Source organism: Gemmatimonadota bacterium (assembly GCA_041390105.1).
Taxonomy (GTDB): Bacteria; Gemmatimonadota; Gemmatimonadetes; order Longimicrobiales; family Gaopeijiaceae; genus JAGQIF01.
In genome coordinates this window covers 1,349,645-1,371,495 of the sequence record JAWKQO010000001.1, presented here as the reverse complement: position 1 = coordinate 1,371,495, position 21,851 = coordinate 1,349,645, and the positions used below count along the sequence as shown (strand labels likewise).

Annotated in this window: 20 protein-coding genes; 11 read left to right on the top strand and 9 right to left on the bottom strand. The window is 67.6% G+C overall.

Annotated features, from left to right (window positions below; genetic code table 11):
• The first annotated feature begins 126 nt into the window (after positions 1-126).
• Positions 127-1,443, top strand: a complete 1,317-nt coding sequence (locus R3E10_06150) for a nucleotide sugar dehydrogenase (GenBank protein ID MEZ4415317.1) — start codon at positions 127-129, stop codon at positions 1,441-1,443.
• Between the two features lie 16 nt (positions 1,444-1,459).
• Here the strand turns inward: R3E10_06150 and R3E10_06145 are convergent, their stop codons facing one another.
• The gene (locus tag R3E10_06145) at positions 1,460-3,007 is read right to left on the bottom strand and encodes an ATP-dependent DNA ligase (protein MEZ4415316.1); all 1,548 of its coding nucleotides are present in this window, start codon (positions 3,005-3,007) and stop codon (positions 1,460-1,462) included.
• A gap of 152 nt (positions 3,008-3,159) precedes the next feature.
• Between R3E10_06145 and R3E10_06140 the strand changes: the two genes are divergently transcribed.
• Both R3E10_06140 and R3E10_06135 read left to right on the top strand, forming a co-directional pair.
• A complete protein-coding gene (locus R3E10_06140) occupies positions 3,160-4,707 on the top strand; it encodes a glycerol-3-phosphate dehydrogenase/oxidase (protein MEZ4415315.1) in 1,548 nt (515 codons plus the stop codon).
• Positions 4,697-5,584 (top strand): hypothetical protein, encoded by an 888-nt coding sequence (locus R3E10_06135; protein ID MEZ4415314.1) that lies wholly within the window; start codon positions 4,697-4,699, stop codon positions 5,582-5,584. The genes R3E10_06140 and R3E10_06135 overlap by 11 nt, the downstream gene beginning before the upstream one ends.
• A gap of 125 nt (positions 5,585-5,709) precedes the next feature.
• Here the strand turns inward: R3E10_06135 and R3E10_06130 are convergent, their stop codons facing one another.
• The 4 genes from R3E10_06130 to R3E10_06115 form a co-directional block, all read right to left on the bottom strand.
• A complete protein-coding gene (locus tag R3E10_06130; protein MEZ4415313.1) occupies positions 5,710-7,524 on the bottom strand; it encodes a S8 family serine peptidase in 1,815 nt (604 codons plus the stop codon).
• Positions 7,525-7,613: 89 nt separating this feature from the next.
• Positions 7,614-8,828 (bottom strand): hypothetical protein, encoded by a 1,215-nt coding sequence (locus R3E10_06125; GenBank protein ID MEZ4415312.1) that lies wholly within the window; start codon positions 8,826-8,828, stop codon positions 7,614-7,616.
• Positions 8,829-8,842: 14 nt separating this feature from the next.
• Positions 8,843-9,085 (bottom strand): hypothetical protein, encoded by a 243-nt coding sequence (locus R3E10_06120; GenBank protein ID MEZ4415311.1) that lies wholly within the window; start codon positions 9,083-9,085, stop codon positions 8,843-8,845.
• A 452-nt stretch (positions 9,086-9,537) separates the two neighbouring features.
• A complete protein-coding gene (locus R3E10_06115; GenBank protein ID MEZ4415310.1) occupies positions 9,538-10,116 on the bottom strand; it encodes a hypothetical protein in 579 nt (192 codons plus the stop codon).
• Positions 10,117-10,293: 177 nt separating this feature from the next.
• Between R3E10_06115 and R3E10_06110 the strand changes: the two genes are divergently transcribed.
• The 8 genes from R3E10_06110 (at position 10,294) to R3E10_06075 (ending at position 18,320) form a co-directional block, all read left to right on the top strand.
• Complete coding sequence (locus R3E10_06110) at positions 10,294-10,830, top strand: 3-hydroxyanthranilate 3,4-dioxygenase (protein MEZ4415309.1); 537 nt, start codon at positions 10,294-10,296, stop codon at positions 10,828-10,830.
• On the top strand, positions 10,827-11,849 hold the full coding sequence (locus R3E10_06105; protein ID MEZ4415308.1) for an amidohydrolase family protein: 1,023 nt from the start codon (positions 10,827-10,829) through the stop codon (positions 11,847-11,849). The genes R3E10_06110 and R3E10_06105 overlap by 4 nt, the downstream gene beginning before the upstream one ends.
• Before the next feature lie 77 nt (positions 11,850-11,926).
• Positions 11,927-13,171, top strand: coding sequence for a kynureninase (kynU, locus tag R3E10_06100; protein MEZ4415307.1), 1,245 nt, complete (start codon positions 11,927-11,929; stop codon positions 13,169-13,171).
• Positions 13,168-14,475 (top strand): NAD(P)/FAD-dependent oxidoreductase, encoded by a 1,308-nt coding sequence (locus R3E10_06095; GenBank protein ID MEZ4415306.1) that lies wholly within the window; start codon positions 13,168-13,170, stop codon positions 14,473-14,475. The genes kynU and R3E10_06095 overlap by 4 nt, the downstream gene beginning before the upstream one ends.
• A 3-nt stretch (positions 14,476-14,478) precedes the next feature.
• On the top strand, positions 14,479-15,261 hold the full coding sequence (locus R3E10_06090) for a tryptophan 2,3-dioxygenase family protein (protein ID MEZ4415305.1): 783 nt from the start codon (positions 14,479-14,481) through the stop codon (positions 15,259-15,261).
• The gene (locus R3E10_06085; GenBank protein ID MEZ4415304.1) at positions 15,261-15,887 is read left to right on the top strand and encodes a cyclase family protein; all 627 of its coding nucleotides are present in this window, start codon (positions 15,261-15,263) and stop codon (positions 15,885-15,887) included. Before R3E10_06090 ends, R3E10_06085 begins: the two co-directional genes overlap by 1 nt.
• 16 nt (positions 15,888-15,903) lie before the next feature.
• Positions 15,904-17,100, top strand: coding sequence for a class I SAM-dependent methyltransferase (locus R3E10_06080; GenBank protein MEZ4415303.1), 1,197 nt, complete (start codon positions 15,904-15,906; stop codon positions 17,098-17,100).
• A 416-nt stretch (positions 17,101-17,516) separates the two neighbouring features.
• Positions 17,517-18,320, top strand: coding sequence for a hypothetical protein (locus R3E10_06075; GenBank protein MEZ4415302.1), 804 nt, complete (start codon positions 17,517-17,519; stop codon positions 18,318-18,320).
• A gap of 100 nt (positions 18,321-18,420) precedes the next feature.
• Here the strand turns inward: R3E10_06075 and R3E10_06070 are convergent, their stop codons facing one another.
• The 4 genes from R3E10_06070 to R3E10_06055 form a co-directional block, all read right to left on the bottom strand.
• Positions 18,421-18,645: a DUF2905 domain-containing protein gene (locus R3E10_06070; GenBank protein MEZ4415301.1), complete on the bottom strand. Its 225-nt coding sequence runs from the start codon at positions 18,643-18,645 to the stop codon at positions 18,421-18,423.
• Positions 18,646-18,668: 23 nt separating this feature from the next.
• Complete coding sequence (locus tag R3E10_06065) at positions 18,669-19,097, bottom strand: Rid family hydrolase (protein MEZ4415300.1); 429 nt, start codon at positions 19,095-19,097, stop codon at positions 18,669-18,671.
• Complete coding sequence (locus R3E10_06060; protein MEZ4415299.1) at positions 19,094-20,539, bottom strand: aldehyde dehydrogenase; 1,446 nt, start codon at positions 20,537-20,539, stop codon at positions 19,094-19,096. The genes R3E10_06065 and R3E10_06060 overlap by 4 nt, the downstream gene beginning before the upstream one ends.
• A gap of 190 nt (positions 20,540-20,729) precedes the next feature.
• Positions 20,730-21,767: a hypothetical protein gene (locus R3E10_06055; GenBank protein MEZ4415298.1), complete on the bottom strand. Its 1,038-nt coding sequence runs from the start codon at positions 21,765-21,767 to the stop codon at positions 20,730-20,732.
• Positions 21,768-21,851 lie beyond the last annotated feature (84 nt).

Here is a 21,851-nt window from a genome sequence, read left to right as displayed (position 1 = left end):
CAGCCCAGCAGCGAGTCGAACTGCCCGTAGGACGGGCCCCCAGGGCAGCCCCGGTGGCGGTACCAAAATTGCCTGGACGCGCTACGATTCTCCAGCCCGCAGCCAGAACGAGGAAGGTCCAGCAGGATGTCGACGCGGCTCAGCGTGTTCGGAATGGGGTACGTGGGGTGCGTCTCCGCGGCCTGCTTCGCCAAAGAGGGCCACCAGGTCATCGGGGTGGATGTGAACCCCACCAAGGTGGGGATCATCAACGGTGGGCACTCCCCGATCGTCGAGGAGGGCATCGACGAGCTCGTCGGAGCCATGGTGGGAGCCGGCCGCCTGCGGGCCACGGACTCCGTGACGGAGGCCATCGAAGGCAGCGAGGTATCATTGATCTGCGTGGGGACGCCGTCCAACAAGAACGGCAGCCTCGACCTCCGCTATGTCGAGCGGGTCAGCGAACAGATCGGCGCCGTGTTGGCCCACAAGGCCGCGCCGCATACCGTCGTCATCCGCAGCACCGTGCTTCCCGGCACCGTCGAGGACCTGGTGGTACCCGCCCTGGAGCGCTCCTCCGGCAAGCGTGTCGCCGACGGGGAGATCCATGTCTGCATGAACCCGGAGTTCCTTCGCGAGTCGACCTCGATCAAGGACTTCTACGACCCACCCTTTACGCTGATCGGTGGAACCAGCGCTGAAGGCGTGGAACGGGTGGCGGCTCTCTACGCGGGTATCGAAGCGCCGCTCTACCGCACCGACATCAAGGTGGCGGAGATGGTCAAGTACATCTGCAACTGCTTCCATGGCCTCAAGGTCTCGTTCGCCAACGAGGTCGGGAACGTGGCCAAGCAGCTCGGCGTGGACTCGCATCAGGTCATGGAGATCTTCTGCCAGGACACCAAGCTCAATCTCTCGCCCTACTACCTGAAGCCGGGATTCGCCTTCGGAGGGTCGTGCCTCCCCAAGGACATCCGGGGAGCGCAGTTCCTGGCCCGGGACCTCGATGTCGAGACACCGGTCTTGAACTCGATCCTGCCCTCCAACGACCGCCAGGTGCAACTGGCGGCCGAGCGCATCCTGGCCAAAGGGAACCGCCGGATCGGCATTCTGGGCATGAGCTTCAAGGCCGGGACCGACGATCTCCGTGAGTCACCCATGGTGACCCTCATCGAGCACCTGATCGGGCGTGGCATGGAGCTGGCCATCTATGATCGGAACGTCTCCAAGGCGCAGGTGATGGGGGCCAACAAGGAGTACATCGAGGGCGAGATCCCGCATATCTGGTCCCTGATGCGTGATGACATCGACGAGGTGGTCGCGCACGGGGACACGATCGTGGTGGCGCACAAGAACCGCGAGTTCGAGGAAGCCTTGGCGCGCACCCGACCGGACCAGGTGATCGTGGATCTGGTGCGGATCCCCTTCGAGGGCACGGCGGACTACGACGGGCTCTGCTGGTAGGGTGCGGGACTCCCGCTCAGCCGGTCAGGCCAGGGTGGCGTAGAGCGCGTACGGTGTCGACGGTGTCGGCCTCCTCTGGCCCCTTGTCCAGCCGGTAGCCGCGCAGGCGAGCGAAGCGGAGCGTTACCCCACCCGGGTAGCGTGAGCTCTCCTGGACGCCATCGAACGCGATCTCCACGACCAGGCGGGGCTGTACATAGACCGTGCGCCGCGTGCGCCGCACCTCCAGCTCCAGCAGGGCGGCGGTCTGCCAGCGCAGGATCTCGTCGGTCAGCCCCTTGAAGGTCTTGCCCAGCATCACGAATCCACTCGGGCCCCGGGCGCCCAGGTGCAGGTTGCTCAACCACCCGCTGCGGCGGCCGTGCCCCCATTCTGCGGCCAGGACCACGAGATCGAGGGTGTAGGTCGGTTTCACCTTCAACCATGTGCTACCCCGCCGTCCCGCTTCGTATGGGGCATCCAAGGCCTTGGCGATGACGCCTTCGTGCCCCGCCAGCCGGGCCTCGTCCAGCGTGGCGCTGGCGTCCTCCGGCGTCGTGCAGATGCGAGCCGGCACTGCGGCTTCCCCCACGGCTCCCAGCAGGTGCTCCCTGCGTTCCCGGTAGGGTTCGTCCAGCAGCGCTCGACCGTCCAGCGCGAGGACATCGAAGAAGGTGGTGGTGAGCGGCAAGCGAGCCCGGATCTCCTCGCGCTCGCCGCTGCTCCCGAAACGGCTCATCGTGACCTGGAACGGATGGGGACGCCCCTGTTCGTCCTCGGCCAACGTCTCGCCGTCGAGGATGCCGGAGCCGAACGGAAGCGCCCGCACCTGCTGCACGACTTCGGGCACCGCGTCCGTCACGTCGTTCAGGGCACGCGTATAGACGCGCACATCGTCTCCCGACTTGTGTACCTGCACGCGCGCCCCGTCCAGCTTGTACTCGAACGCTGCGCTTCCCAACTGCTCGAGGGCGTCGGTGGGCGAAGAGGCGGGGGCTGCCAGCATGGGCTTGAGCGGACGAAAGAGCTGGACGGTCAGGGCATCCAACGCGTCCGCACCACGTGTGGACGCTTCGACCACCTCGCTCAGGCTCCCCGCCAGCAGCAGCGCGCGCCGGATCGCCGCCGGCCCGAGGTTCTCCGCCTGCGCGACCGCCTCAGCCATGAGCCCCTCGAGCGCGCCCTGGCGAAGGCCTCCCAGAAGGAGGGGAATCAGGAAGTCCCGCTCGTCCGTGGTCGTGCGGGAGAGGAGCTGCCGGAGCGCCGCGCTCCGCCGGCTCGCGGATCCGGGACCGGACTGCTCAGCGATGTGCGAGAGCGCGGTATCGACCTCGGCGAGCGTGAGCGAAGGGGCGGCGGCCGGCGTCGTGAGGGCCGCGTCCCGCAGGGTGGCGGGTCCGATGCCGATCCGCCCCTGAGGGAGGGTTCCGGACAGGTAGACTGCCACCAGCGGTCGCCACCGTGCCCCGGCGGACTGCAGCGCTTCGGTCAGGAGCGCGATCTTGCCCGAGCGCTGTGGGGTGCGGGCCACCGCCGTTGAGACCTGAGCAGTCGCGTGGAGGGAAGGCGGAGATTCCGTGACCATGACGGCAATTCGCTCGAACCGCGGGCTATGGCATGTGCCGAGGGGAGGCGAGCCTCCGGGGGTTGGCGGCGGGCCGGGCCACGCTAGCTTCGTGAGGTCGCTCGGAGCAAGCAGCCCCCCAACGGAGACGGCCCCCGATGGATCGCGGCGACATGTGGAGACGGCTCGAAGAGCGTGTCGAGCCCTGGGACCTGATCATCGTGGGCGGGGGCGCCACGGGGATCGGGATCGCCGTTGATGCCGCTTCGCGCGGGTACGATACCCTCCTGGTCGAGCAGAGTGATTTCGGCAAGGGTACTTCCAGCCGCAGCACCAAGCTGATCCACGGCGGAGTCCGCTACCTCCAGCAGGGGAACCTGCCTTTGGTGATGGAGGCACTGCGGGAGCGGGGCGTGCTGCGCGAGAACGCGCCCCATCTGGTTCACGACCTTCCGTTCGTCGTTCCGAACTACCAATGGTGGGAAGCCCCCTTCTACGGGGTCGGCATGCGCGTCTACGACGCCCTGGCCGGTCGCTACGGATTCGGGCCTTCGCGCAACTTGAGCAAGGAAGAGACGGTCGAGCGGTTGCCCACCATCGAGACCGAAGGTCTTCGTGGAGGCGTGGTCTACCACGACGGACAGTTCGATGATGCCCGGCTCCTCATCCACCTGGCCATGACTGCGGCGGAGCAGGGTGCCATCCTGCTGAACTATGCGCAGGTTACGGGCCTGACCCGGGATGGCCAGGGCTACCTGGCCGGCGTGGTGCTGCACGACCTGGAAGCCGACACTCGCCATTCCGTGGCGGGCCGTCTCGTGATCAACGCCACCGGGGCCTTCACCGACGGCCTGCGGCGCCTGGACGACCCCGCCGCGCTGCCCATCGTGCGCCCCAGTCAGGGCGTGCATGTGGTGCTGCCCAAGCGCTTTCTGCCGGGTGACTCGGCGATCATGGTCCCGCACACGGACGACGGGCGCGTTCTCTTCGCCATCCCTTGGCTGGATCGTGTCCTGATCGGGACCACCGACACGCCATTGGAGTCGGTGGAACTGGAGCCTCGACCGCTTCCTGAAGAGGTGGCGTTCATTCTCGAGCATGCCGCCCGCTATCTGGAGGAGGATCCCACGCCCGCCGACGTGCTCTCTGTGTTCGCCGGGATCCGCCCCTTGGTGGGGAGCGTGGCGGAGAGCGGAGATACCGCGAAGATCTCGCGCGAGCATTCCATCCAGGTGTCCGAGAGTGGCTTGGTGACCATCGCCGGAGGGAAATGGACCACCTATCGCCGCATGGCGGAGGATGCCGTGGACTTCGCCGTTCCCCTGGCCGGCCTGGAACCCCGCGACTGCGTCACGCGCGAGCTTCGGCTGCATGGCTACCACGCGCACGCGGAGCGCTTCGGCCGCCTCGCGTCCTACGGGTCGGATGCGCCGGAGGTGGAGGCGGTGATCGAGGCGCAGGCAGGCTGGGATCAGGCCGTGCACGAGCGACTCGAGCTCACCGTTGGAGAGGTCGTCTGGTTCGTGCGCGAGGAGATGGCCCGCACCGTGGATGACGTACTCGCGCGGCGGAGTCGCAGTCTCATATTGGACGCGCGCGCGGCGGTGGAGGCCGCTCCGACCGTGGCAGCGGTGATGGCCACCGCGTTGGGTCGGGATGCGCATTGGGTAGACACGCAGGTCGAGCACTTCACGGAGATGGCGAGGATCTATGTCCCGTAGACGCAGGACCGGATGGGTGGCGTTCGCAATGACCTTGCTCGCAGGGCAGGGCTTGGCCGGGCAGGAGTCGCGCTCGATCCTCATGTTGTTGCCCACGGAGGGGCGCACACTGGCGGCGGGCTACGAACAGGCGGGGACGCTGGGGGCGGACGACTACGCGCTACCCGGTGGCCAGCATGTGCAGGCGTGGGAACTCAAAGGTAGGGCCGGCGAAGGTCTCGTGCTCGAGCTGCTCAGCGAGGAGTTCGACGCGTACCTCTACCTGATGGGCCCCGGTCTCGCCGAGGCCGTCACCGACGACGACGGGGCGCAGGGATGCAGTGCCCGGTTGGACGTGGTCCTTCCTGCGGATGGTCCCTACCTCGTGGTGGCTTCGTCCATTTCGGGTGAGGGCGGCACGTTCACGCTGAAGGCCGCCAATGAAGCGGGTCCGCGCCAGGACGGCGACGACTGCTCGTTTGCCGGTGGGGGTGACGGGTGGGGCTGGCAGGTGGAAGACGTGCCCACCGACGGGCGCATGCTCGTCGATGGCGATGTGGTCGAGGCCGAGCTCATGCAGGGCGGTTTTACGCTCCCCGATGGGTCTCCCGCCCTGGCCTGGGGGCTCCTCGGAACGGCCGGAATGACCTTGACCATCGATATGGAGAGCGAAGCATTCGACGCGATCCTCTACGCCAACGGGCCCGGCCTGGAAAGCATGGCGGTGGACGACGACGGGGCAGGTGGGTGCAACGCGCGACTGACCCTCACGTTTCCGGAGGACGGCGAGTACCGCGTGGTTGCCTCCAGCATCCTGTCGAGCGCGTCTGGCCCGTTTGCGCTGCGGGTGGCGGCCGACCCCGCCCCGCCCTCCGATCTGGAGTGCTCCCTGTACTGATCGACCCGTGGAAGTCATGCTTTCACGCTTCGCCGCCCTGTAACCCGGAAAGCGAAAACCCCCCGGAGCATCTCCGGGGGGCTCGCTGAACCGGGCCCTAACGATGTAGTGCCCTTCGGTCGGTACTACTGCGACCCCGACGCATTGGTGACCACGATCCGCACGTTGATGGCGTCACTCAAGCCCGCAGCGTCGTAAACCTCGAGACGCGGGTTGTAGTTGCCCGCCTGTGCGTACGTGTGTTGGATCACGGGCGGATGCCCGGTGCCCTGGCCCCAGGTCGTTCCGTCGTGCCACTTGAAGACCCAGCGCACGATGCCGTTGTCGTCGGACGAGCCCGTCCCGTCATACGTGCAGGTCAAACCGTTGCACGAGATGGTCATCTGGGCCACGGGCGCCTGGTTCGTCGGCGGCGGTGGTGGCGGCGGGGGCGGCTGCGTCGCCGTCACGTTGATCCGGACGTTGATGGCGTCCTTGAGGCCCTGGGCGTCGTAGACCTCCAAACGCGGGTAGTAGCTGCCACCCTGCGCATAGGTGTGCTGAATGGCCTGCGGATGGCCCGTCCCCTGGGCCCAGGTGGTCCCGTCGTGGAACTTGTAGATCCAGCTGACGATGCCATTGTCGTCGGTCGAACCGGTTCCATCGAACGTGCAGACCAGTCCGTTGCAGTTGATGGTGAGGTCCGCTACGGGCGCCTGGTTCGTCGGCGGGGGCGGTGGCGGAGGCGGCGGCGACCCGCTCATGAAGCCTGTGTACAGAAGCAAGTTCGGCGACCCGCTGCCCGGGTTCGTCACCACGCCGCTGGTCGCGTTGGACTCCAGGGCCTGTTCGACCTGGGCAGGCGTCGCGCTGGGATTGGCCGAGAGATACAACGCGGCCGCACCCGCCGAGTGCGGCGACGCCATGGAGGTTCCTGACAGCGTAGCAGTGGCCGTGTTGGAGGTGTAGTACGCGGCGCGGATGCTCGCCCCGGGGGCGAAGAAGTCGACGCAAGTCCCGTAGTTGGAGAAGCTGGCGCGCGCGTCCGTGGAGGTCGTGGCTCCGATGGTCAGAGCCGCGGCCGCACGGGCGGGCGACTGCGTGCACGCGCTCGTGTTCGAGTTGCCGGCCGCAACCGCGAAGGTAACGCCCGCGTTCACGGCGTTGGTGACCGCCTGGTCGAGCGCCGTGGAAGCGCCGCCACCGAGGCTCATGTTGGCCACCGCCGGCTTGACGTGGTTGGCCCGCACCCAGTCGATCCCGGCGATGACGCCGGACGTGGAGCCGCTGCCGTTGCAACCCAACACGCGGACGGCCACGGCGTTGGCGTTCTTGGCCACGCCCCAGGTGCTGCCTACCGCCGTGCTGGCGACGTGGGTGCCATGGCCATTGCAGTCATTGGTGCCGTTTCCGTCGTTGATGGCGGTGAAGCCGCCGGAGGCGCGGCCGCCGAAGTCGACGTGGGTGGTACGGATACCGGTGTCGAGCACATAGACGTTCACGCCCGTGCCGTCCGGTCCCCAGGTGTAGGTTCCGTCGACCGGGAGGGCGCGCTGATCGATGCGATCCAGCCCCCACCAAGCGCCCGACTGGGAGCCGACGAGCTCCATGGTGCGGTCGCGCTCGATGTAGGCGATGTCGCCGGAGCCGGCGATGGTCACGAGCTGATCGAAGTCCGCTTCGATGGCGAAGCCACGCAGCGCGCTCTCGTAGACGTAGACCAGATCGCCACCGCTCTGCGCCACCAGGTCGTTGGCCTGACGCACCACGTCCCCGCCCGTGTTCCTGAGCACCACGATGTAGCGGTTGGGGATGACGTCGGGTCCAACCGGACCGAGCTGATCCAGCAGAGCCGTTCCAGAAAGCACCGGCGCCTGGTCGACCGGCGAATCCGCCGGCGTCGTCAGGTCGCCGCAGGCCGCAAGCAACACAGCCACCGAAAGAACCAACAAGCGCTTCATTCAGTCTCCCTTACCGTTCATCGGGGAGTCCACGTGTAGCGGTGGGACGCGCCCTCGCGCGAGCCGCGTCTCACCGCTGGGATCGGGGGTCAATTGGGCGCATGGACACCTTGGCCTCCATAGGGGCGGTTGGCTCCGATGGCGGGGCCATTGGGGGTCAGTGCGCCGTTGTCGGTCGATGCCACGAACTGACGGATCGAGCCCGGGAACGGCGTAGGGCTACCATTCCGACCGAATCCGTCCGTGTACCAGACTTCAGAACCGCCTTGGTTGCGGACGTGGATCGAGTTGATGTCCACGTGCCGGTGCGCTCCGTCGAAGGCGGAGGTGGGGTTGTCCCAGGAGGTGCCGGCGGCAGACTGCTCACAGAGCGAGCCTCGGGCCTTGAGGCCGTCCGTACGCTCCACGAAACAGTAGTCCACCACGTTGGCCAGCAGGTTGGCCGCGTTGGGATCGAAGACGCGGCTCGGGTTGTGGACCTGGAAGTAGGGTCCGATGGAGACGATGCTCTGTCCGGCGGAGGTGCGGAGGCTCTGTGAGAACTGCCAGCTTTCCCGTAACACGCCGAAGTTGGAGCGTTGGCCCTCGGGCACCAGCAACTCACGCTCGAGGCAGGTGATGTCCGGAATGACACGCTGCCCACCGCCCTGGAGACCGTTCTCGACGACCCGGGCCGTGACGTGTTGGCCGTCACAGGAGCGAACGTATTCGCCCTCGTGTCCGATGGTGGTCACGATCTGGAAGCGAGCCGCCGTGCCGTCGCTGCACTCGACGAAATACCCCATCTCGTGCTTGGGTTGGATGAACCGGCCTGCACCGTCGGTGCCTTGGTGCAGCTCGAACATCACGTCACACTCGATGCGGAAAAGACCACCGACGCCACCCTGGGCCCGCATCTCGACGTTGTTCTCCCACTCGATCTTGTAGCCCTGATGCGGGGCAAAGAAGTCGATCGCCTCGTTGGCGAGGCCGAAGGGGATCATGCCGACTTTGTCGAACAGGTCCGAGCCCCTCGGATCGCGGCCGTGCTCGTGGCCGAAGGTGCACCCCGTCTCGGGGTCGACCGGAGGATGCCAGGTGGGGTAGAGCTTGCCATCGGAACCAACGACGGCGTAGCGGTCGTGGATCTCGGTGGTACAGGTATCGGTGGTCCCGGGTTGCCAGGTGGAATACGCCCGGCTGAGGCCGGCAGGCGCGTCGTCCGGGCCCATGAGCCCATTGCTGTCACAGGCCAGCAGCAGGACCGGAACCGCCAGCACCGCGAAGGCGATGCGATGGAGGGTCGACGAGGTGGGTTGAAGCATGAGACGTTCCTCGCTCACTCGTTGTTCTGCGCACCCGCCGCGATCCAGATGCGGACCGTGTCGATCTGCGCTTGAGTCAATGCGCCCCCCAGCGGCATTTGTGTTCCCACGCCCCCGACCGCACCCGCCATCCCGCGGAGCTTGAGCAGGACATAGCTCGAGTCCGGACGGGCCGGGTCTACCCGGAACAGGCGACTGACCTGCGTCGAGCGGACGTTGACCGTGCTGGCGTGCGTGCGACCGGCACTCAGGTCCATCCCGGCCTGGGGCGCGGAGCCCGCATGGCAGGAAGAGAAAGCACAGGACCTCGTGAGGATCGGTTGGACCGCCTCACGGAGCGATTCTGCCGACACCGGGGTCGGCGGGGGGTTCGGAGGCGAGACAGGCCCGCCGCCCCCCGAATCACAGCTCGAGACCAGGACGCCGCAGAGTAGCGCCAGGAGCCCGGCATTCCGGAGTGGAGGTCGTGTTGCGCGCAAACCAGAACGGCTGTTGGACGTGAGAAACACCCGGCGGGACTACGCAATTTCCAGACCCGGTGGCCTTACTGCCTCGACGAGCGGCGCAAGGGGCGCGCGGTGCTCGAACCCCCCGCGTTTCGGGCAACTTCTTCCCGGCTGGTCAGGCGTTCCTTGTCTCGAATCGACGGGGCGATGGGCCGAATCGCGACACGCCCGCCTGTTGCGTGCGTGCCTCGACGCCGCCCGGATCAGCGGCTGGTCACACCGATGGTGAGCTGGATCAGACTCAGATTGACGTCCCGGGAGACGATCCCATCCTGGTCCGACTCCAATCGTCCGAAGGAGCTGGCGTGGACCGTCAGGCCCGGGGACAACACCCAGCGGCCCCCGGTGGGCAGCTCGTAGCCCAGGCCGAAGATCACTCCGTAGGACCGGGAATGGACCTCGTCGTCATCCTCGTCGCGGGCCCGGTAGTAGAGCAGGGAGGGGCCGGCCTTGAAGAAGAGCCCTCCGCGGGTCTGGGGGTAGAAGAACGCCGCCAGCGCGAAGGAACCCACCAGTTGGCTCAGGTCGGGGTCGTCCTTCCACCAGCCGTTGGCCTCCAGGCCCACCCGGGTCTGGGCCGAGAGCGTCGTGCCCAGTTGGGCGTAGCCGGCCAGGCCGGTGAAGCGCTCGGCGGCGCAGACCTGACAGGTGAGGCGGGTGGAGGAGCCACCCACGCCCACACCGAGCCAGAGGCTCTGACGGTCGTGGGTCTGGGCCCTCAGCCCGGATGCCGAAAGGGCCACGCTGACGAGGAGGACGGCAAGCGTTCGGAATCGGATCATGGCGCGACGGGCGGAAGCGGTGGGTCGGGACGCGAGCGCGACGCTTCTCAGCAGAAACCAGACCGGGCCCCGCCCCCTGCCGCATCGGCGCATCCCCGTCGGTTGACGCTCGGATTCGCCATCCGGTACAATCCCGCGAAACCGCACCGTTCCCGACGCCCACTCCCTGGACAGGCCATGTCGAAGCTCGGCAACGCGTTCAACCTGAACGAATGGATCAACGCGCACCGGGAGGAGATGAAACCCCCGGTCGGAAACAAGGTCATCTGGAAGGACTCCAAGATGATGGTCATGCTCATCGCGGGGCCCAACCTCCGCAACGACTACCACATCACGCCCAGCGAGGAGTTCTTTCACCAGCTGCAGGGAGACATGCTCCTGAAGCTGATCGACCCGGACACGAAGGAGCGCCTCGACGTGCCCCTGCGGGAAGGCGACGTGTTCATGATCCCGCCCTACGTGCCGCACCGGCCCGTGCGCAAAGCCAACACCGTCGGGCTGGTCGTCGAGTACTGGCGGCCGGAGGGCGTCAGCGACCACTTCGTCTGGTACTGCGACCACTGCGGGGAGTTGATCTACGATGTGGAGTGGTACCTCACCCAGCTGGATGAGGAGATCAAGCCACGGATGGAGGCCTTCTACGCGTCCGAGGAGCTCCGCACCTGCAAGGCCTGCGGCACCGTCAAGGAGCTACCCACGGAGCCGGTCTTCTGACGTCACCCAAGATCGATCTGCATACGCATATCCTGCCGGAGCGCTGGCCGGATCTGAGCGCGCGCTACGGGTACCAGGGCTTCGTTCGGCTGGAGCACACGGGGCCGGGGTGTGCCTGCATGATGATCGGAGAGCACAGGTTCCGGGAAATCGGTCACAACACCTGGGATCCCGCGGTGCGGCTCGGCGAGTGCGACCGGGACGGCGTCGGCGTGCAGATCCTCTCCACTGTGCCGGTGATGTTCTCCTATTGGGCCAAGCCGGCCGACACGCTGGACCTGTCCCAACTCCTCAATGACCATCTCGCCGGCGTGGTGGCCGACAATCCACGCCGATTCGCGGCGCTGGGGACGCTGCCCATGCAGGCCCCGGAGCTGGCGGTGCTGGAGCTGGAGCGCTGCGTGCGTGAGCTGGGCTTCCCGGGCGTACAGATCGGGAGTCACGTCAACGACTGGAACCTGGACGAACCGGCCCTCCTTCCGTTCTTCGAGGCGGCCGAGGAATTGGGCGCGGCGGTGTTCGTGCATCCGTGGGACATGCTCGCCCCCGATCGCATGCGTCGGTATTGGATGCGCTGGCTGGTGGGGATGCCCACGGAGACCACGATCGCCATCTGTTCCGTGCTGTTCGGGGGACTTCTGGAACGGTTCCCCAGGCTGCGCATCGGCTTCGCACACGGAGGGGGCTCATTCCCCGGCACGGTGGGGCGGATCGAGCACGGTTTCCAGGTCCGACCGGATCTCTGCGCCACCCACACGCAGGTCCCGCCGACCGAGTGGCTCGGGCGATTCTGGGTGGACTCGCTGGTCCACGATCCGGGCCAGCTGCGGCTGTTGCTCGAGCTGCTCGGCCGGGATCGGATCGCGTTGGGCTCGGACTATCCCTTTCCTCTGGGCGAGCATCATCCGGGGCGCATGATCGAAGACATGCCGGAGCTGGATGCGGAGGTGCGCGCGCGCCTGCTGACGCACAACGCGCTCGAGTTCCTCGGGCTGCCTCTGGAGCGCTTCAGCGGATGACGGGGTCCGGCGGCAGCGTTGCGCGGCCTGGCCCCGACTTCTGGCTTCCGGGGGGCGCCGAGGAGGAGAAGGCGCGGATGCTCGACGCCTCCGATCCGCTCCGTGGGTTCCGCTCGCGCTTCCACGTGCCACGACACGCGGACGGAGCGCCGGTTGCCTATCTGTGCGGGAACTCCCTCGGCCTGCAACCGAAGGACGTCGAGGCCGACGTGCAGGCCGAGCTGGAGGACTGGCGGCTGCTGGCCGTGCGCGCCCACCTGGAAGGGCGGCATCCGTGGTTTCCCTACCATCGGCAGTTTCGCGACGCCGCTGCCCGGTTGGTGGGTGCGCTCCCCGGCGAAGTCGTGATGATGAACGGTTTGACCGTCAATCTCCACCTCATGATGGTTACGTTCTACCGCCCCCAGGGGGAGCGGCGGCGGATCTTGATCGAGGAGCCGGCGTTCTCCTCCGATCGCTACGCCGTGGAGACCCAGTTGCGCGTCCATGGCGTCGATCCGGCCGAGGGACTGATCGCGCTGCCGACCCGGCCTGGGACTGCGCTCCTGGAGGAGGCCGACATCGAGCGCGCCATCGCGGACGCCGGACCGACGCTGGCGCTGGTGCTGCTGGGTGGCGTGAACTTCCTGACCGGTCAGCGCCTGGACCTCGAGCGCATCACGCGCGCAGCGCATGCCGTGGGCGCTCGGGTCGGCTTCGATCTCGCGCACGCCGCGGGGAACGTCCCTCTGCGACTGCATGATTGGAACGTCGATTTCGCTGCCTGGTGCACCTACAAGTACCTGAATGCGGGACCGGGGGCCGTCGCGGGGTGCTTCGTGCACGAGCGTCACGGGGTGGATCGCTCCCTGCCGCGCTTCGGCGGCTGGTGGGGCTACGATCCCCAGACCCGCTTCCAATTGCAGCTGGCTCCCAACTTCGTGCCGGTGGCCGGTGCGGAAGGCTGGCAACTCTCCAATCCACCGATCCTGGCTCTGGCTCCACTGCGGTCGTCCTTGGCCCTGTTCGAGGAAGCCGGCATGCACGCGCTGCGCGCCAAGTCGGAGCTGTTGACCGGATACTTGGAGTCGCTGATCGACGGGATTCCTGGAGACCGGATCCAGGTGCTCACGCCCAGGGAGCCGGAGCGGCGCGGGTGCCAGCTCTCGATTCGGATCGAGGGGACCGACGCAAAAGCCCTGGAGGCGTGGTTGGTGGCGCGGGGCATCGTGTGTGATGCCCGTGAGCCCGATGTGCTGAGGGCGGCCCCCACGCCGCTGTACAACACCTTCCATGATGCCTGGCGCCTGGCCGCGGCCCTGGCAGAGTGGGTGCGGCCATGACCGAGGGGAAGCCGGTCGCGGTGGTGGGTGCCGGTCTGGCGGGGGCCATGATGGCCTGCTTCCTGGCCCGGGACGGGCACGCGGTTCACCTCCTGGAGCGCCGTCCCGATCCGCGTCGACGCGCCGTCGAGGGGGGCCGATCCATCAACCTGGCCCTCTCTCATCGCGGTCTGCGGGCGTTGGCCGAGCTCGGCCTCGATGAGGAGATCCTCGCGCATACGGTGGCCATGCGCGGTCGCATGATGCACGCGCCCGACGGGGCCCTCACCCTCCAGCCCTACGGTACGGAGAAGGACCAGGTCATCCACTCGGTGTCGCGCGGTGGGCTCAATGTCCGCTTGATCGAAGCCGCCGCGGCCTCCGGCGTACAGATGCGCTTCGAGGCCCGCGTCGAGGACGTGGACCCCGAACGTGGACGGGTGAAGCTCGAGTCGGGAGAGGAGGCCGAATACGCGTTCATCGTGGGTGCGGACGGCGCGTTTTCGGCCGTGCGGGCACGACTGCAGCGCAGTGCCGGATTCGACTACTCGCAGAGCTACCTGACGCACGGCTACAAGGAGCTTACGCTTCCGGCCACGGCGGCGGGGGACTTCGCGTTGGACCCCCATGCCCTGCACATCTGGCCGCGGGGCGGCTTCATGATGATCGCCCTGCCCAATGAGGATTGCAGCTTCACCTGCACACTGTTCTGGCCGTTCGAAGGAGAGATCTCCTTCGGCTCCGTCCGGGAGGATGCCGACCTCTTGGGGGTCTTCCGTACCCACTATGCGGATGTGCTCCCCCTGTTTCCCAACCTGGTGGAGCAGTATCACGAGAACCCCGTGGGGTCGTTGGTCACGGTGCGCTGCGGACCCTGGCACGCGGGAGATCGCGTGGTGCTGATCGGAGACGCGGCCCATGCCGTGGTGCCCTTCTATGGCCAGGGGATGAACGCATCGTTCGAGGATTGCCGGCTGCTGGCCGAGGCGCTGCGGTCGGCGCCGTCGCCCGGGGCGGGCTTCCGCGCCTTCTATCAGAACCGCAAGGCGGACGCGGATGCGCTCTCCGACCTGGCCATCGAGAACTATCGCGTGATGCGAGACCGGGTGGCCTCTCGCGGATTCCTCTTGCTCCGCTCGGCAGGCCGGGCAGTCCATCGCCTGGTTCCGACCCTGTTCGTGCCCATGTACACACTGGTTACGTTCACCTCGACACCCTACGCTGCGGCGGTGGCCCGCTGGGAGCGGCAAGTCCGTGGGGTGAAGGCCGGCGCCTTCGTGCTGGGCCTCGTGGTGCTCGTGGGACTCGCCCTCCTGCTCGGCTGACCGATGTCTCTCACCTACTCGTCCTACCTGGAATTGGACCGCCTGTTGGACCTCCAGCATCCTGCTTCGGATCCTCCGGAGCACGACGAGATGCTCTTCATCATCATCCACCAGGTGTACGAGCTCTGGTTCAAGCTGCTGCTCCACGAGTTCGACAAGGCCTCCGCGGATCTCACGCGCGGCGCGCTCTTCGAGGCCATCGCCACGTTCAAGCGCATCCGCATGGTGATGAAGACCCTGGTGGCCCAGCTGGACGTTCTGGAGACGCTCTCGCCGCTCTCCTTCAACAGCTTCCGGCATCGCCTGGAGACGGCTTCCGGTTTCCAGTCGCCCCAGTTCCGTGAGCTCGAGTTCCTGCTGGGACACAAGCGGCCCGAGATGCTCCGCTACCACCAGGGCAACGTGCCTGCGCTGGCTCGCTTGGAGGCGCGCCTGCAGGGGCCCTCGATCGTGGACGCGCTCTACGACTTCCTGCGAGGGTTCGGGTTCACTCCCCCGCCGGAGCTCCAGGCCAAGGACGTGCGCGCGCCCACCGCGCCGCATCCGGCCGTGCAGGCCAGCCTGCTCACGCTGTACGCGACCCGAGCGGACGTGCGCATCCTCCTCGAGATCATGACCGATGTGGACGAAGGCCTGCAGGAATGGCGGTATCGTCACGTGAAGATGGTCGAGCGCACCATCGGCGATAAGCCAGGGACCGGTGGCTCGCAGGGCGTGACTTTCCTGAGGCAGACGCTTTTCCAGCCGGTCTTTCCGGATCTTTGGGCGATTCGCGGACAGGTGTGATGGCCAGACGGATCTTCGACATCTCGCCGCCGCTGACGCCCTCGTTGGCGGTCTTCCCCGGGGACACGCCCCTCACCCGTGAGGTGCTGCTCGACCATGTCCGTGGGGACGCGCTGACGCTCTCGACCCTGCGTGCCACCGTGCACCTGGGTGCGCACGTGGACGCCGAGAGCCACTACGCGTCGGGCGGGTTGACCATCGATCAGGAGGCACTCGACCGCTTCGTGGGAACCTGCGAGGTCATGGCTGTGGAGGCGCACCCTGGAGAGGCCCTCCGTCCCGAGCAGGTCCGTCGGGTCCCTCGCCATCCGCGGGTGCTGTTCGCCACGGGCACCTATCCGGACCCCGGCCGCTTCGAGCCGTCTTTCTCGCCGCTGGATCCGTCGCTGATCGACTGGCTCGCGGACGCAGGGGTGCGGTTGGTCGGCGTGGATACCCCCAGCGTAGACGCGTCGGATTCCAAGGACCTCCCCAGTCACCTGCGCTGCTACGCGCGCGACGTGCGGATCCTGGAAGGGCTCGTGCTGACCCAGGTACCGCCGGGAGAGTATGAGCTGATCGCCGTACCGCTGCGCCTGGTTGGATTCGACGCCAGTCCGGTGCGAGCCATCCTGCGCTCGCTCTGAGCCTTCCAGAGGGACCATGGCGTCCACGCTCCCCCGCCTGACGCTCTCACCGGGCCGCGAGAAGTCGCTGCTGCGCCGTCATCCCTGGATCTTCAAGGGTGCGGTCCGCTCCGTGAGCGGAGACCCCCAGGCAGGCGACACGCTCGAGGTCCGCGCCCACGACGGACGCTGGCTGGCCTGGGCGGCCTATTCCCCCGCCTCGCAAATCGTGGCGCGGGTGTGGTCTTTCGATCGGTCGCAGTCCATCGACGCGGCCTGGTTACGGGCCCGTCTGACAGCGGCAGTGGGGCGTCGGGGAGGGGAGTTGGCCCATCCTTCGACCGGGTGCCGGTTGGTGTTCGGAGAATCCGACGGCCTTCCGGGCGTCATCGTGGACCGCTACGGATCTCTGCTGGTGCTTCAGCTGCTCTCCGCCGGAGCGGAGCGGTGGCGAGACGCGTGGATCGAAGGCCTCCACGCGTTGTTTCCCCAGGCGGCTCTGTACGAGCGCTCGGACGCGAGTGTGCGAGAGAAGGAGGGCCTGCCCTCCCGGGTCGGCCCCCTCTCGGGCGCCAGCCCGCATGGACCGGTGACGATCCAGGAGGGACCGGCGCGCTTCCTCGTGGATGTGCGCAGCGGCCACAAGACGGGCTTCTACCTGGACCAGCGTCCCAGTCGTGCGTGGGTGCGCGATCATGCCCGCGGCGCCAGCGTGTTGAACGTGTTCTGCTACACGGGAGCGTTTGGAGTGGTGGCGGGGCTGGGCGGCGCGGCGTCGGTCACGCAGATCGATTCGTCGTCCGACGCGCTCCGCCTCGCCGCGGAGAACCTGCGGGAAAACAGCCTACCCGCGCCGGACGAGGGGCTCCTGCGCGGCGACGCCTTCTCGGTGGTGCGCGACCTGGTGGGCGAGGGGCGCCGCTTCGACCTGGTGATTCTGGACCCTCCCAAGTTCATCGAGTCCAAGGCACAGATGGCGGGAGGGACGCGGGGATACAAGGACATCAACCGCGTGGCGCTGGGCCTCGTCAATCCGGGGGGACGCCTGCTCACCTTCTCCTGCTCGGGGCTGCTGGATGCGGCACTGTTCCAGAAGATCGTCGCCGACGCCGCCCTCGATGCCGGCCGAGAGGCCCGCATCGTCGACCGCCTGTTCCAGGGCGAGGACCACCCCACGCTCCTCTCCTTTCCGGAAGCGAGCTACCTGAAGGGGCTGGTGCTGCGGGTGGATTGAGGGGGGGCCGCGAGCTGCCCCTCAGGCGGTCCGGGTCGCTCGCGCATTCAGGTCCGCCCCGGTCCCCTGGCACCGTCCCCTGGCACCGTAGCCGGGCGTGTGGCTCGGGGCTGCGACCGGTCGGCCCCACGCTGGCGAAACACCCGGACGGAGGGCGCCGCCCTGGCAGAGTGCCTGGGACGTCCGTGCCGGGCATGGGAACATCGGTTCCACACGAAGCGGGGGAGGGGCCGGGCGCTGGATGCGGTCGGTCCCGCGACGGTGGGGCCATCGCGGGGTCGCGTCAGATGTTTCTCGGTAAGGAACGGAGCTTGCAGCCCAGCGGCCGCCGACTCGCTCGACCCCGGTCCCCCCGCCGTTGACGAGAGTCGGACTTCCGTCAACGGACCCACGACTGCGAAACGGCAAACTCCTACGTGACCCTCGCGCAGACGGCCAAACCGACAGTGACCGGAGCCTCGGGTGCCCCCACGCGGGAGCGCGCCAATCCGCCCCACCTGGAGCACATTCGCGAACACCTGCAGCGGGTCGAGACGGGGCATCTCACCGTCACGGATCCCGAGGCGGTCTATCTGGGTCACCGGGACGGGGATCTCTTCTGGGAGGTCATCGGCCTGCGGCTGGCGGGTCATCCGTCGCCCATCCTGGGCGCGGTGCCCTTCCGCATGCACGACTTCCCTGGGGTGGTGCACTCACGGGAACCCCTGGCGTCCTTCCTCAGCGCGCCGGCGGTCAAGGGACGCGGAGGGCGACCCTCGCTGGCGCCACCGGGATGGATCCCCATCCTGTTGCCGCGGGCCCGCGAAACGATCCCCGGATTCTTGAAGGCCTTGAGGGCAGGTCGCGTCCCGAAGCCGGTGCTGATCGACCCGTCCACGATCGAGCTGGCCTTTGACTTCCGCCTCGAGAACCCGTTCGGGTTGGCGAGCCTGCGGCGGCCTCTGCTCCGGCACCTGATCCGAACGGAGCGGGGCCACCTCATCACAGGCTATTGCCACGATCCCCTCGAGGGAGGGACCCAAACGCCGGCCTTCCTGCCGATCAAGGACCCGGTACAGCACACCGTCCAAGGCTCACGTCGGCTCCTGGGGCTCACGCTTCGTCGAAGCTTCATCACGCTCATGGTGGATATCTCCGACGACGAGACCCGCATGGCAGCGGCCCACTGGGTGCCGTTCAGCCCCGCGTCCGCGACGCCGCATCACCTGCTGCTTCGCTAGGCTGCGGCGGGCGGCTCACGCCATCCTCTGGGGCCCTCGGACCGCCGTCCGGCGCACGGACAGGCACCGTGTGCGTCCTGCTCGGGTGCATACCCCGCGTTCAGCGCAGCCAGCGCTGCAGGAGCTGGACGACAACACTGAGCAGGATCGCCACCACCACCAGCGACGTGAACGGGATGTAGATCTGCACGCCGTCCTGCACCGCGTGGATGTCCCCCGGCAGGTGCCCGAACCAGCGGAAGGCGCCGAGCCAGATGGCGAGGCCGATGACGATCGCGGCGATCCCGAGGGCGAGCAGGAAGGATCCGAAGGTCTTCTTCGACATCGTTGCTCCGTCGCAGCGTAGGCTCAACCCACCGTGGCGATGACCTTGAGCTCCACGTGGATGGGCGTGGGGAGCCGCCCCACCTCGACAGTGGTGCGGCTCGGCTGCACGTGGCCCAGAAGCTCGCCGTAGACCTGGTTGAAGGCCTGGAAGTCCCGACCGATGTCCGTGAGGAAGACCGTCACGTCTACGATACGTTCCAGGCTGGAGCCGGCGTCTTCCAGGATCACGCGCAGGTTGTCGAACACCGCGCGCGCCTCCGTTTGGATGTCCCAGTCCAGCACGCTGCCGTCCTCGGCGAACGTGATGCCAGGAATCTGACGCTCCCCCCGGCGGCGGGGGCCCATGCCGGATACGAACAGCAGCGACCCCACCCGACGCGCATGGGGATAGGGGCCCACCGGCTCCGGTGCACGCTCGCTCACGATGATGTCGGAGACAGGTCCGCTCACAGCTTCACACACACGTTCTTGGGTTCCGTGAAGAAGCGGAGTGCTTCTTCGCCGCCTTCTCGCTCCACACCACTGGATTTCATCCCACCGAAGGGGACGCGCAGATCGCGCAGCAGCCAGCAGTTGATCCATACCGTTCCGCAATCGATCCGCTCGGCCACTCGGTGCGCACGCCTGAGGTTCTCGGTCCAGACGGTGGCGGAGAGTCCGTACTCGCTCTGGTTGGCCAGCGCCACTGCCTTGTCCTCGGTCTCGAACGGCATCACGGTCACCACCGGGCCGAAGATCTCCTCCTGATTGGTGCGGCAGCCCATGGAGAGTCCGGTGATCACGGTGGGCTCGAAGTAGTAGCCCTGACGACAGCGCGTGGGGAGGCCGGTGGGCCGGCGGCCTCCAGCCCGGATGGTGCCTCCTTCCTCGCGGGCGAGCGCCACGTACGACTCCACCTTGGCGCGATGGTCTGCGCTCACCAGCGCTCCCTGTTCGGTCTGCTCGTCCAAAGGGTCACCGATCCGCAGGGCCCGGGCGCGCTGGACCAGGCGCGCGACGAACTCCTCGAAGATCGGTGCCTCCACCAGCACGCGTGAACCGCACAGACAGATCTGCCCTTGGTTGGTGAACGCGGCCCGCACCGTGCCGTCCAGAGCGCCCTCCAGGTCTGCGTCCGCGAACACCAGGTTGGGATTCTTGCCCCCCATTTCCAGCGCGACCTTCTTGAAGCGCGGGCTCGCGACGCCCGCGATCTCGCGACCGGCCCGAGTGCTGCCGGTGAACGAGAGCGTCTGCACGTCAGGATGTGCGACCAAGGCCGCGCCTGCCTCGGGGCCACGGCCCTGGACGAGATTCAACACGCCGGCGGGCAGACCGGCCTGCTCGCAGATCTCGGCGAGGAGGAACGCGGTCATCGGTGTAACTTCCGACGGCTTGGCCACGGCCGTGTTCCCGGTGGCCAATGCGGGAGCGATCTTCCAACTCAGCAGGTAGAGCGGGAGGTTCCAGGGAGAGATCAAGCCCGCGACCCCTCGAGGCCGGCGCAGCGTGTAGTTGAGGGCGGCGTGGTCGGTGAGGTGCGCCTCCGACGCCGTATGCAGGATGGCGGTGGCGAAGAAGCGGAAGTTGGCGACCGCGCGTGGGATGTCGATGGTACGTGCGGTGGCGAGCGGCTTTCCGGTGTCCAGGGACTCTGCACGCGCCAGTGCGTCCAGGCGTTCTTCGATGCCGGCCGCGACGCGCAGCAGGACCTGGCTGCGCTCTGCAGCGGGCGTGGACGACCAGCCCGGGAAGGCGGCTGCGGCGGCGGCCACGGCCTCGTCGATATCCTGCGCGCCAGAGGCGGGAACGCGTGCGTAGACGGCGCCGGTGGCGGGCTCGATGCAGTCGAGCCAGGTATTGGTACGTGGCCCCTGCAGGCGACCGCCGATGTAGTTGCGGATGTCGATCAAAGGCGGAATCCGGGTGGGTGCGCACACCCAACGCCAGGGAGTGGGGAGGTCCCACCAGGGAGTGTGGAGTTCCCTCCGCCCAAGGGCGAAGGGAGTCGAGGCTCCAGACTACGAGGCCCCACCCTCGGGGAACAAGGGTGGGGCCTCGGTTTTGGGGGCGCGCCCAGGCGCGTCGCTGCGGTGTCGCGGGTCAGTCGCGTTCGGACCAGGCCAGGAACACATGGGTGTTGTCGTCGCTGCCCGCGGCGATCACCATGACGGAGCGTCCGTCCCGTTCCGCCAGAAGCGTGGCCTGGACGTTCCGACCCGCCACGTCCATGGCTTGGCGCTTCACGGCGAATCCATCGTCGTCGAGCGCGTCGCGGTAGTGATCGATCACGTCTCCGAGCGCGTCGCGCACCTGGAAGCGCACGGCCCCGGCGGTGCCTTGGTCGGCCTCGGCCGTGTAGACCCTGCGCTCGCGCGCCCCACGGGGCGCGTCGGGAATCCAGCTGGGGACGGACCCCCCTTCCTCCATCCCCCGCAGCGTGGTGGTCCCCTCGGGCGTGTGGATGGAGAGGCGCGCACCGCTGTCGCTGCCATCGAGCTCGAATCGGATCAGCTCGCCCTCTTCGGTGCGGATGGTGAGCGTCCCTTCGTCGTCGGCGCCTTCGGCGTCGAAACGGAGAACTCCGTCCTCGCTACGGATCACCAGCGCGCCGTGGTCGTCATGGCCGTGCGCGTCGATACGGAAGACCTCTCCGTCCGCCGTAGTGACAGACAAACGGGCGTCGCCCCCTTCGCCGGTCGCATCGATGCGGACCACCTCGCCGTCCGGCTTCTCGATGACCAGAGAGCCTCCGTTCTCGCCACCGCGCAGGTTGAGGCGAAGCACGCCCTCGTCCGTCTGGATGCTGAGGCCCCCTTCGAGGATCTCGCTGGCATCCGCGGTGGTGAGCTCACCACTGCCGCGAGTCCGGAAGGTGATGGTGTGGCTCTGCTGGTCCGAGGAGACGAGCTCCAGGTCCGGGGAGTGCCGCACGATGCGCTCCGCGATGACCAGCTCGGGATCGGAGCGGAAGTCCTCGAACTCGTGTCGCACTTTGCGGGCGACGACTGCGGCGACCACCGCCACGGCGGTGAAGGCGAACACGCCGAACAGCGCAAGCCCGATCAGCAGCTTGGCGACCGGGTGGAGACCGCGCCGCTTGCCGCCGACCGCTCGTTCGAATTCGTCATGGATGCTCATCGCCGACCTGTTCCTCCCTGGGTGATCCGCCCTGGCTCCCTCCGCACGACGGAAGCCCGCCCGTGGCCCGTCACGGGGCGTCCG

What these genes read in the sequence shown, in the direction of transcription:
- R3E10_06080 (MEZ4415303.1), top strand. Translation starts at nt 15,904, where the DNA reads ATGGCGTCCACGCTCCCCCGCCTGACGCTCTCACCGGGCCGCGAGAAG.
- R3E10_06125 (MEZ4415312.1), bottom strand. Translation starts at nt 8,828, where the DNA reads ATGCTTCAACCCACCTCGTCGACCCTCCATCGCATCGCCTTCGCGGTG.
- R3E10_06095 (MEZ4415306.1), top strand. Translation starts at nt 13,168, where the DNA reads ATGACCGAGGGGAAGCCGGTCGCGGTGGTGGGTGCCGGTCTGGCGGGG.
- R3E10_06120 (MEZ4415311.1), bottom strand. Translation starts at nt 9,085, where the DNA reads ATGGACCTGAGTGCCGGTCGCACGCACGCCAGCACGGTCAACGTCCGC.
- R3E10_06135 (MEZ4415314.1), top strand. Translation starts at nt 4,697, where the DNA reads ATGTCCCGTAGACGCAGGACCGGATGGGTGGCGTTCGCAATGACCTTG.
- R3E10_06130 (MEZ4415313.1), bottom strand. Translation starts at nt 7,524, where the DNA reads ATGAAGCGCTTGTTGGTTCTTTCGGTGGCTGTGTTGCTTGCGGCCTGC.
- R3E10_06070 (MEZ4415301.1), bottom strand. Translation starts at nt 18,645, where the DNA reads ATGTCGAAGAAGACCTTCGGATCCTTCCTGCTCGCCCTCGGGATCGCC.
- R3E10_06145 (MEZ4415316.1), bottom strand. Translation starts at nt 3,007, where the DNA reads ATGGTCACGGAATCTCCGCCTTCCCTCCACGCGACTGCTCAGGTCTCA.
- R3E10_06150 (MEZ4415317.1), top strand. Translation starts at nt 127, where the DNA reads ATGTCGACGCGGCTCAGCGTGTTCGGAATGGGGTACGTGGGGTGCGTC.
- R3E10_06140 (MEZ4415315.1), top strand. Translation starts at nt 3,160, where the DNA reads ATGTGGAGACGGCTCGAAGAGCGTGTCGAGCCCTGGGACCTGATCATC.
- R3E10_06115 (MEZ4415310.1), bottom strand. Translation starts at nt 10,116, where the DNA reads ATGATCCGATTCCGAACGCTTGCCGTCCTCCTCGTCAGCGTGGCCCTT.
- kynU (MEZ4415307.1), top strand. Translation starts at nt 11,927, where the DNA reads ATGCTCGACGCCTCCGATCCGCTCCGTGGGTTCCGCTCGCGCTTCCAC.
- R3E10_06085 (MEZ4415304.1), top strand. Translation starts at nt 15,261, where the DNA reads ATGGCCAGACGGATCTTCGACATCTCGCCGCCGCTGACGCCCTCGTTG.
- R3E10_06090 (MEZ4415305.1), top strand. Translation starts at nt 14,479, where the DNA reads ATGTCTCTCACCTACTCGTCCTACCTGGAATTGGACCGCCTGTTGGAC.
- R3E10_06110 (MEZ4415309.1), top strand. Translation starts at nt 10,294, where the DNA reads ATGTCGAAGCTCGGCAACGCGTTCAACCTGAACGAATGGATCAACGCG.
- R3E10_06055 (MEZ4415298.1), bottom strand. Translation starts at nt 21,767, where the DNA reads ATGAGCATCCATGACGAATTCGAACGAGCGGTCGGCGGCAAGCGGCGC.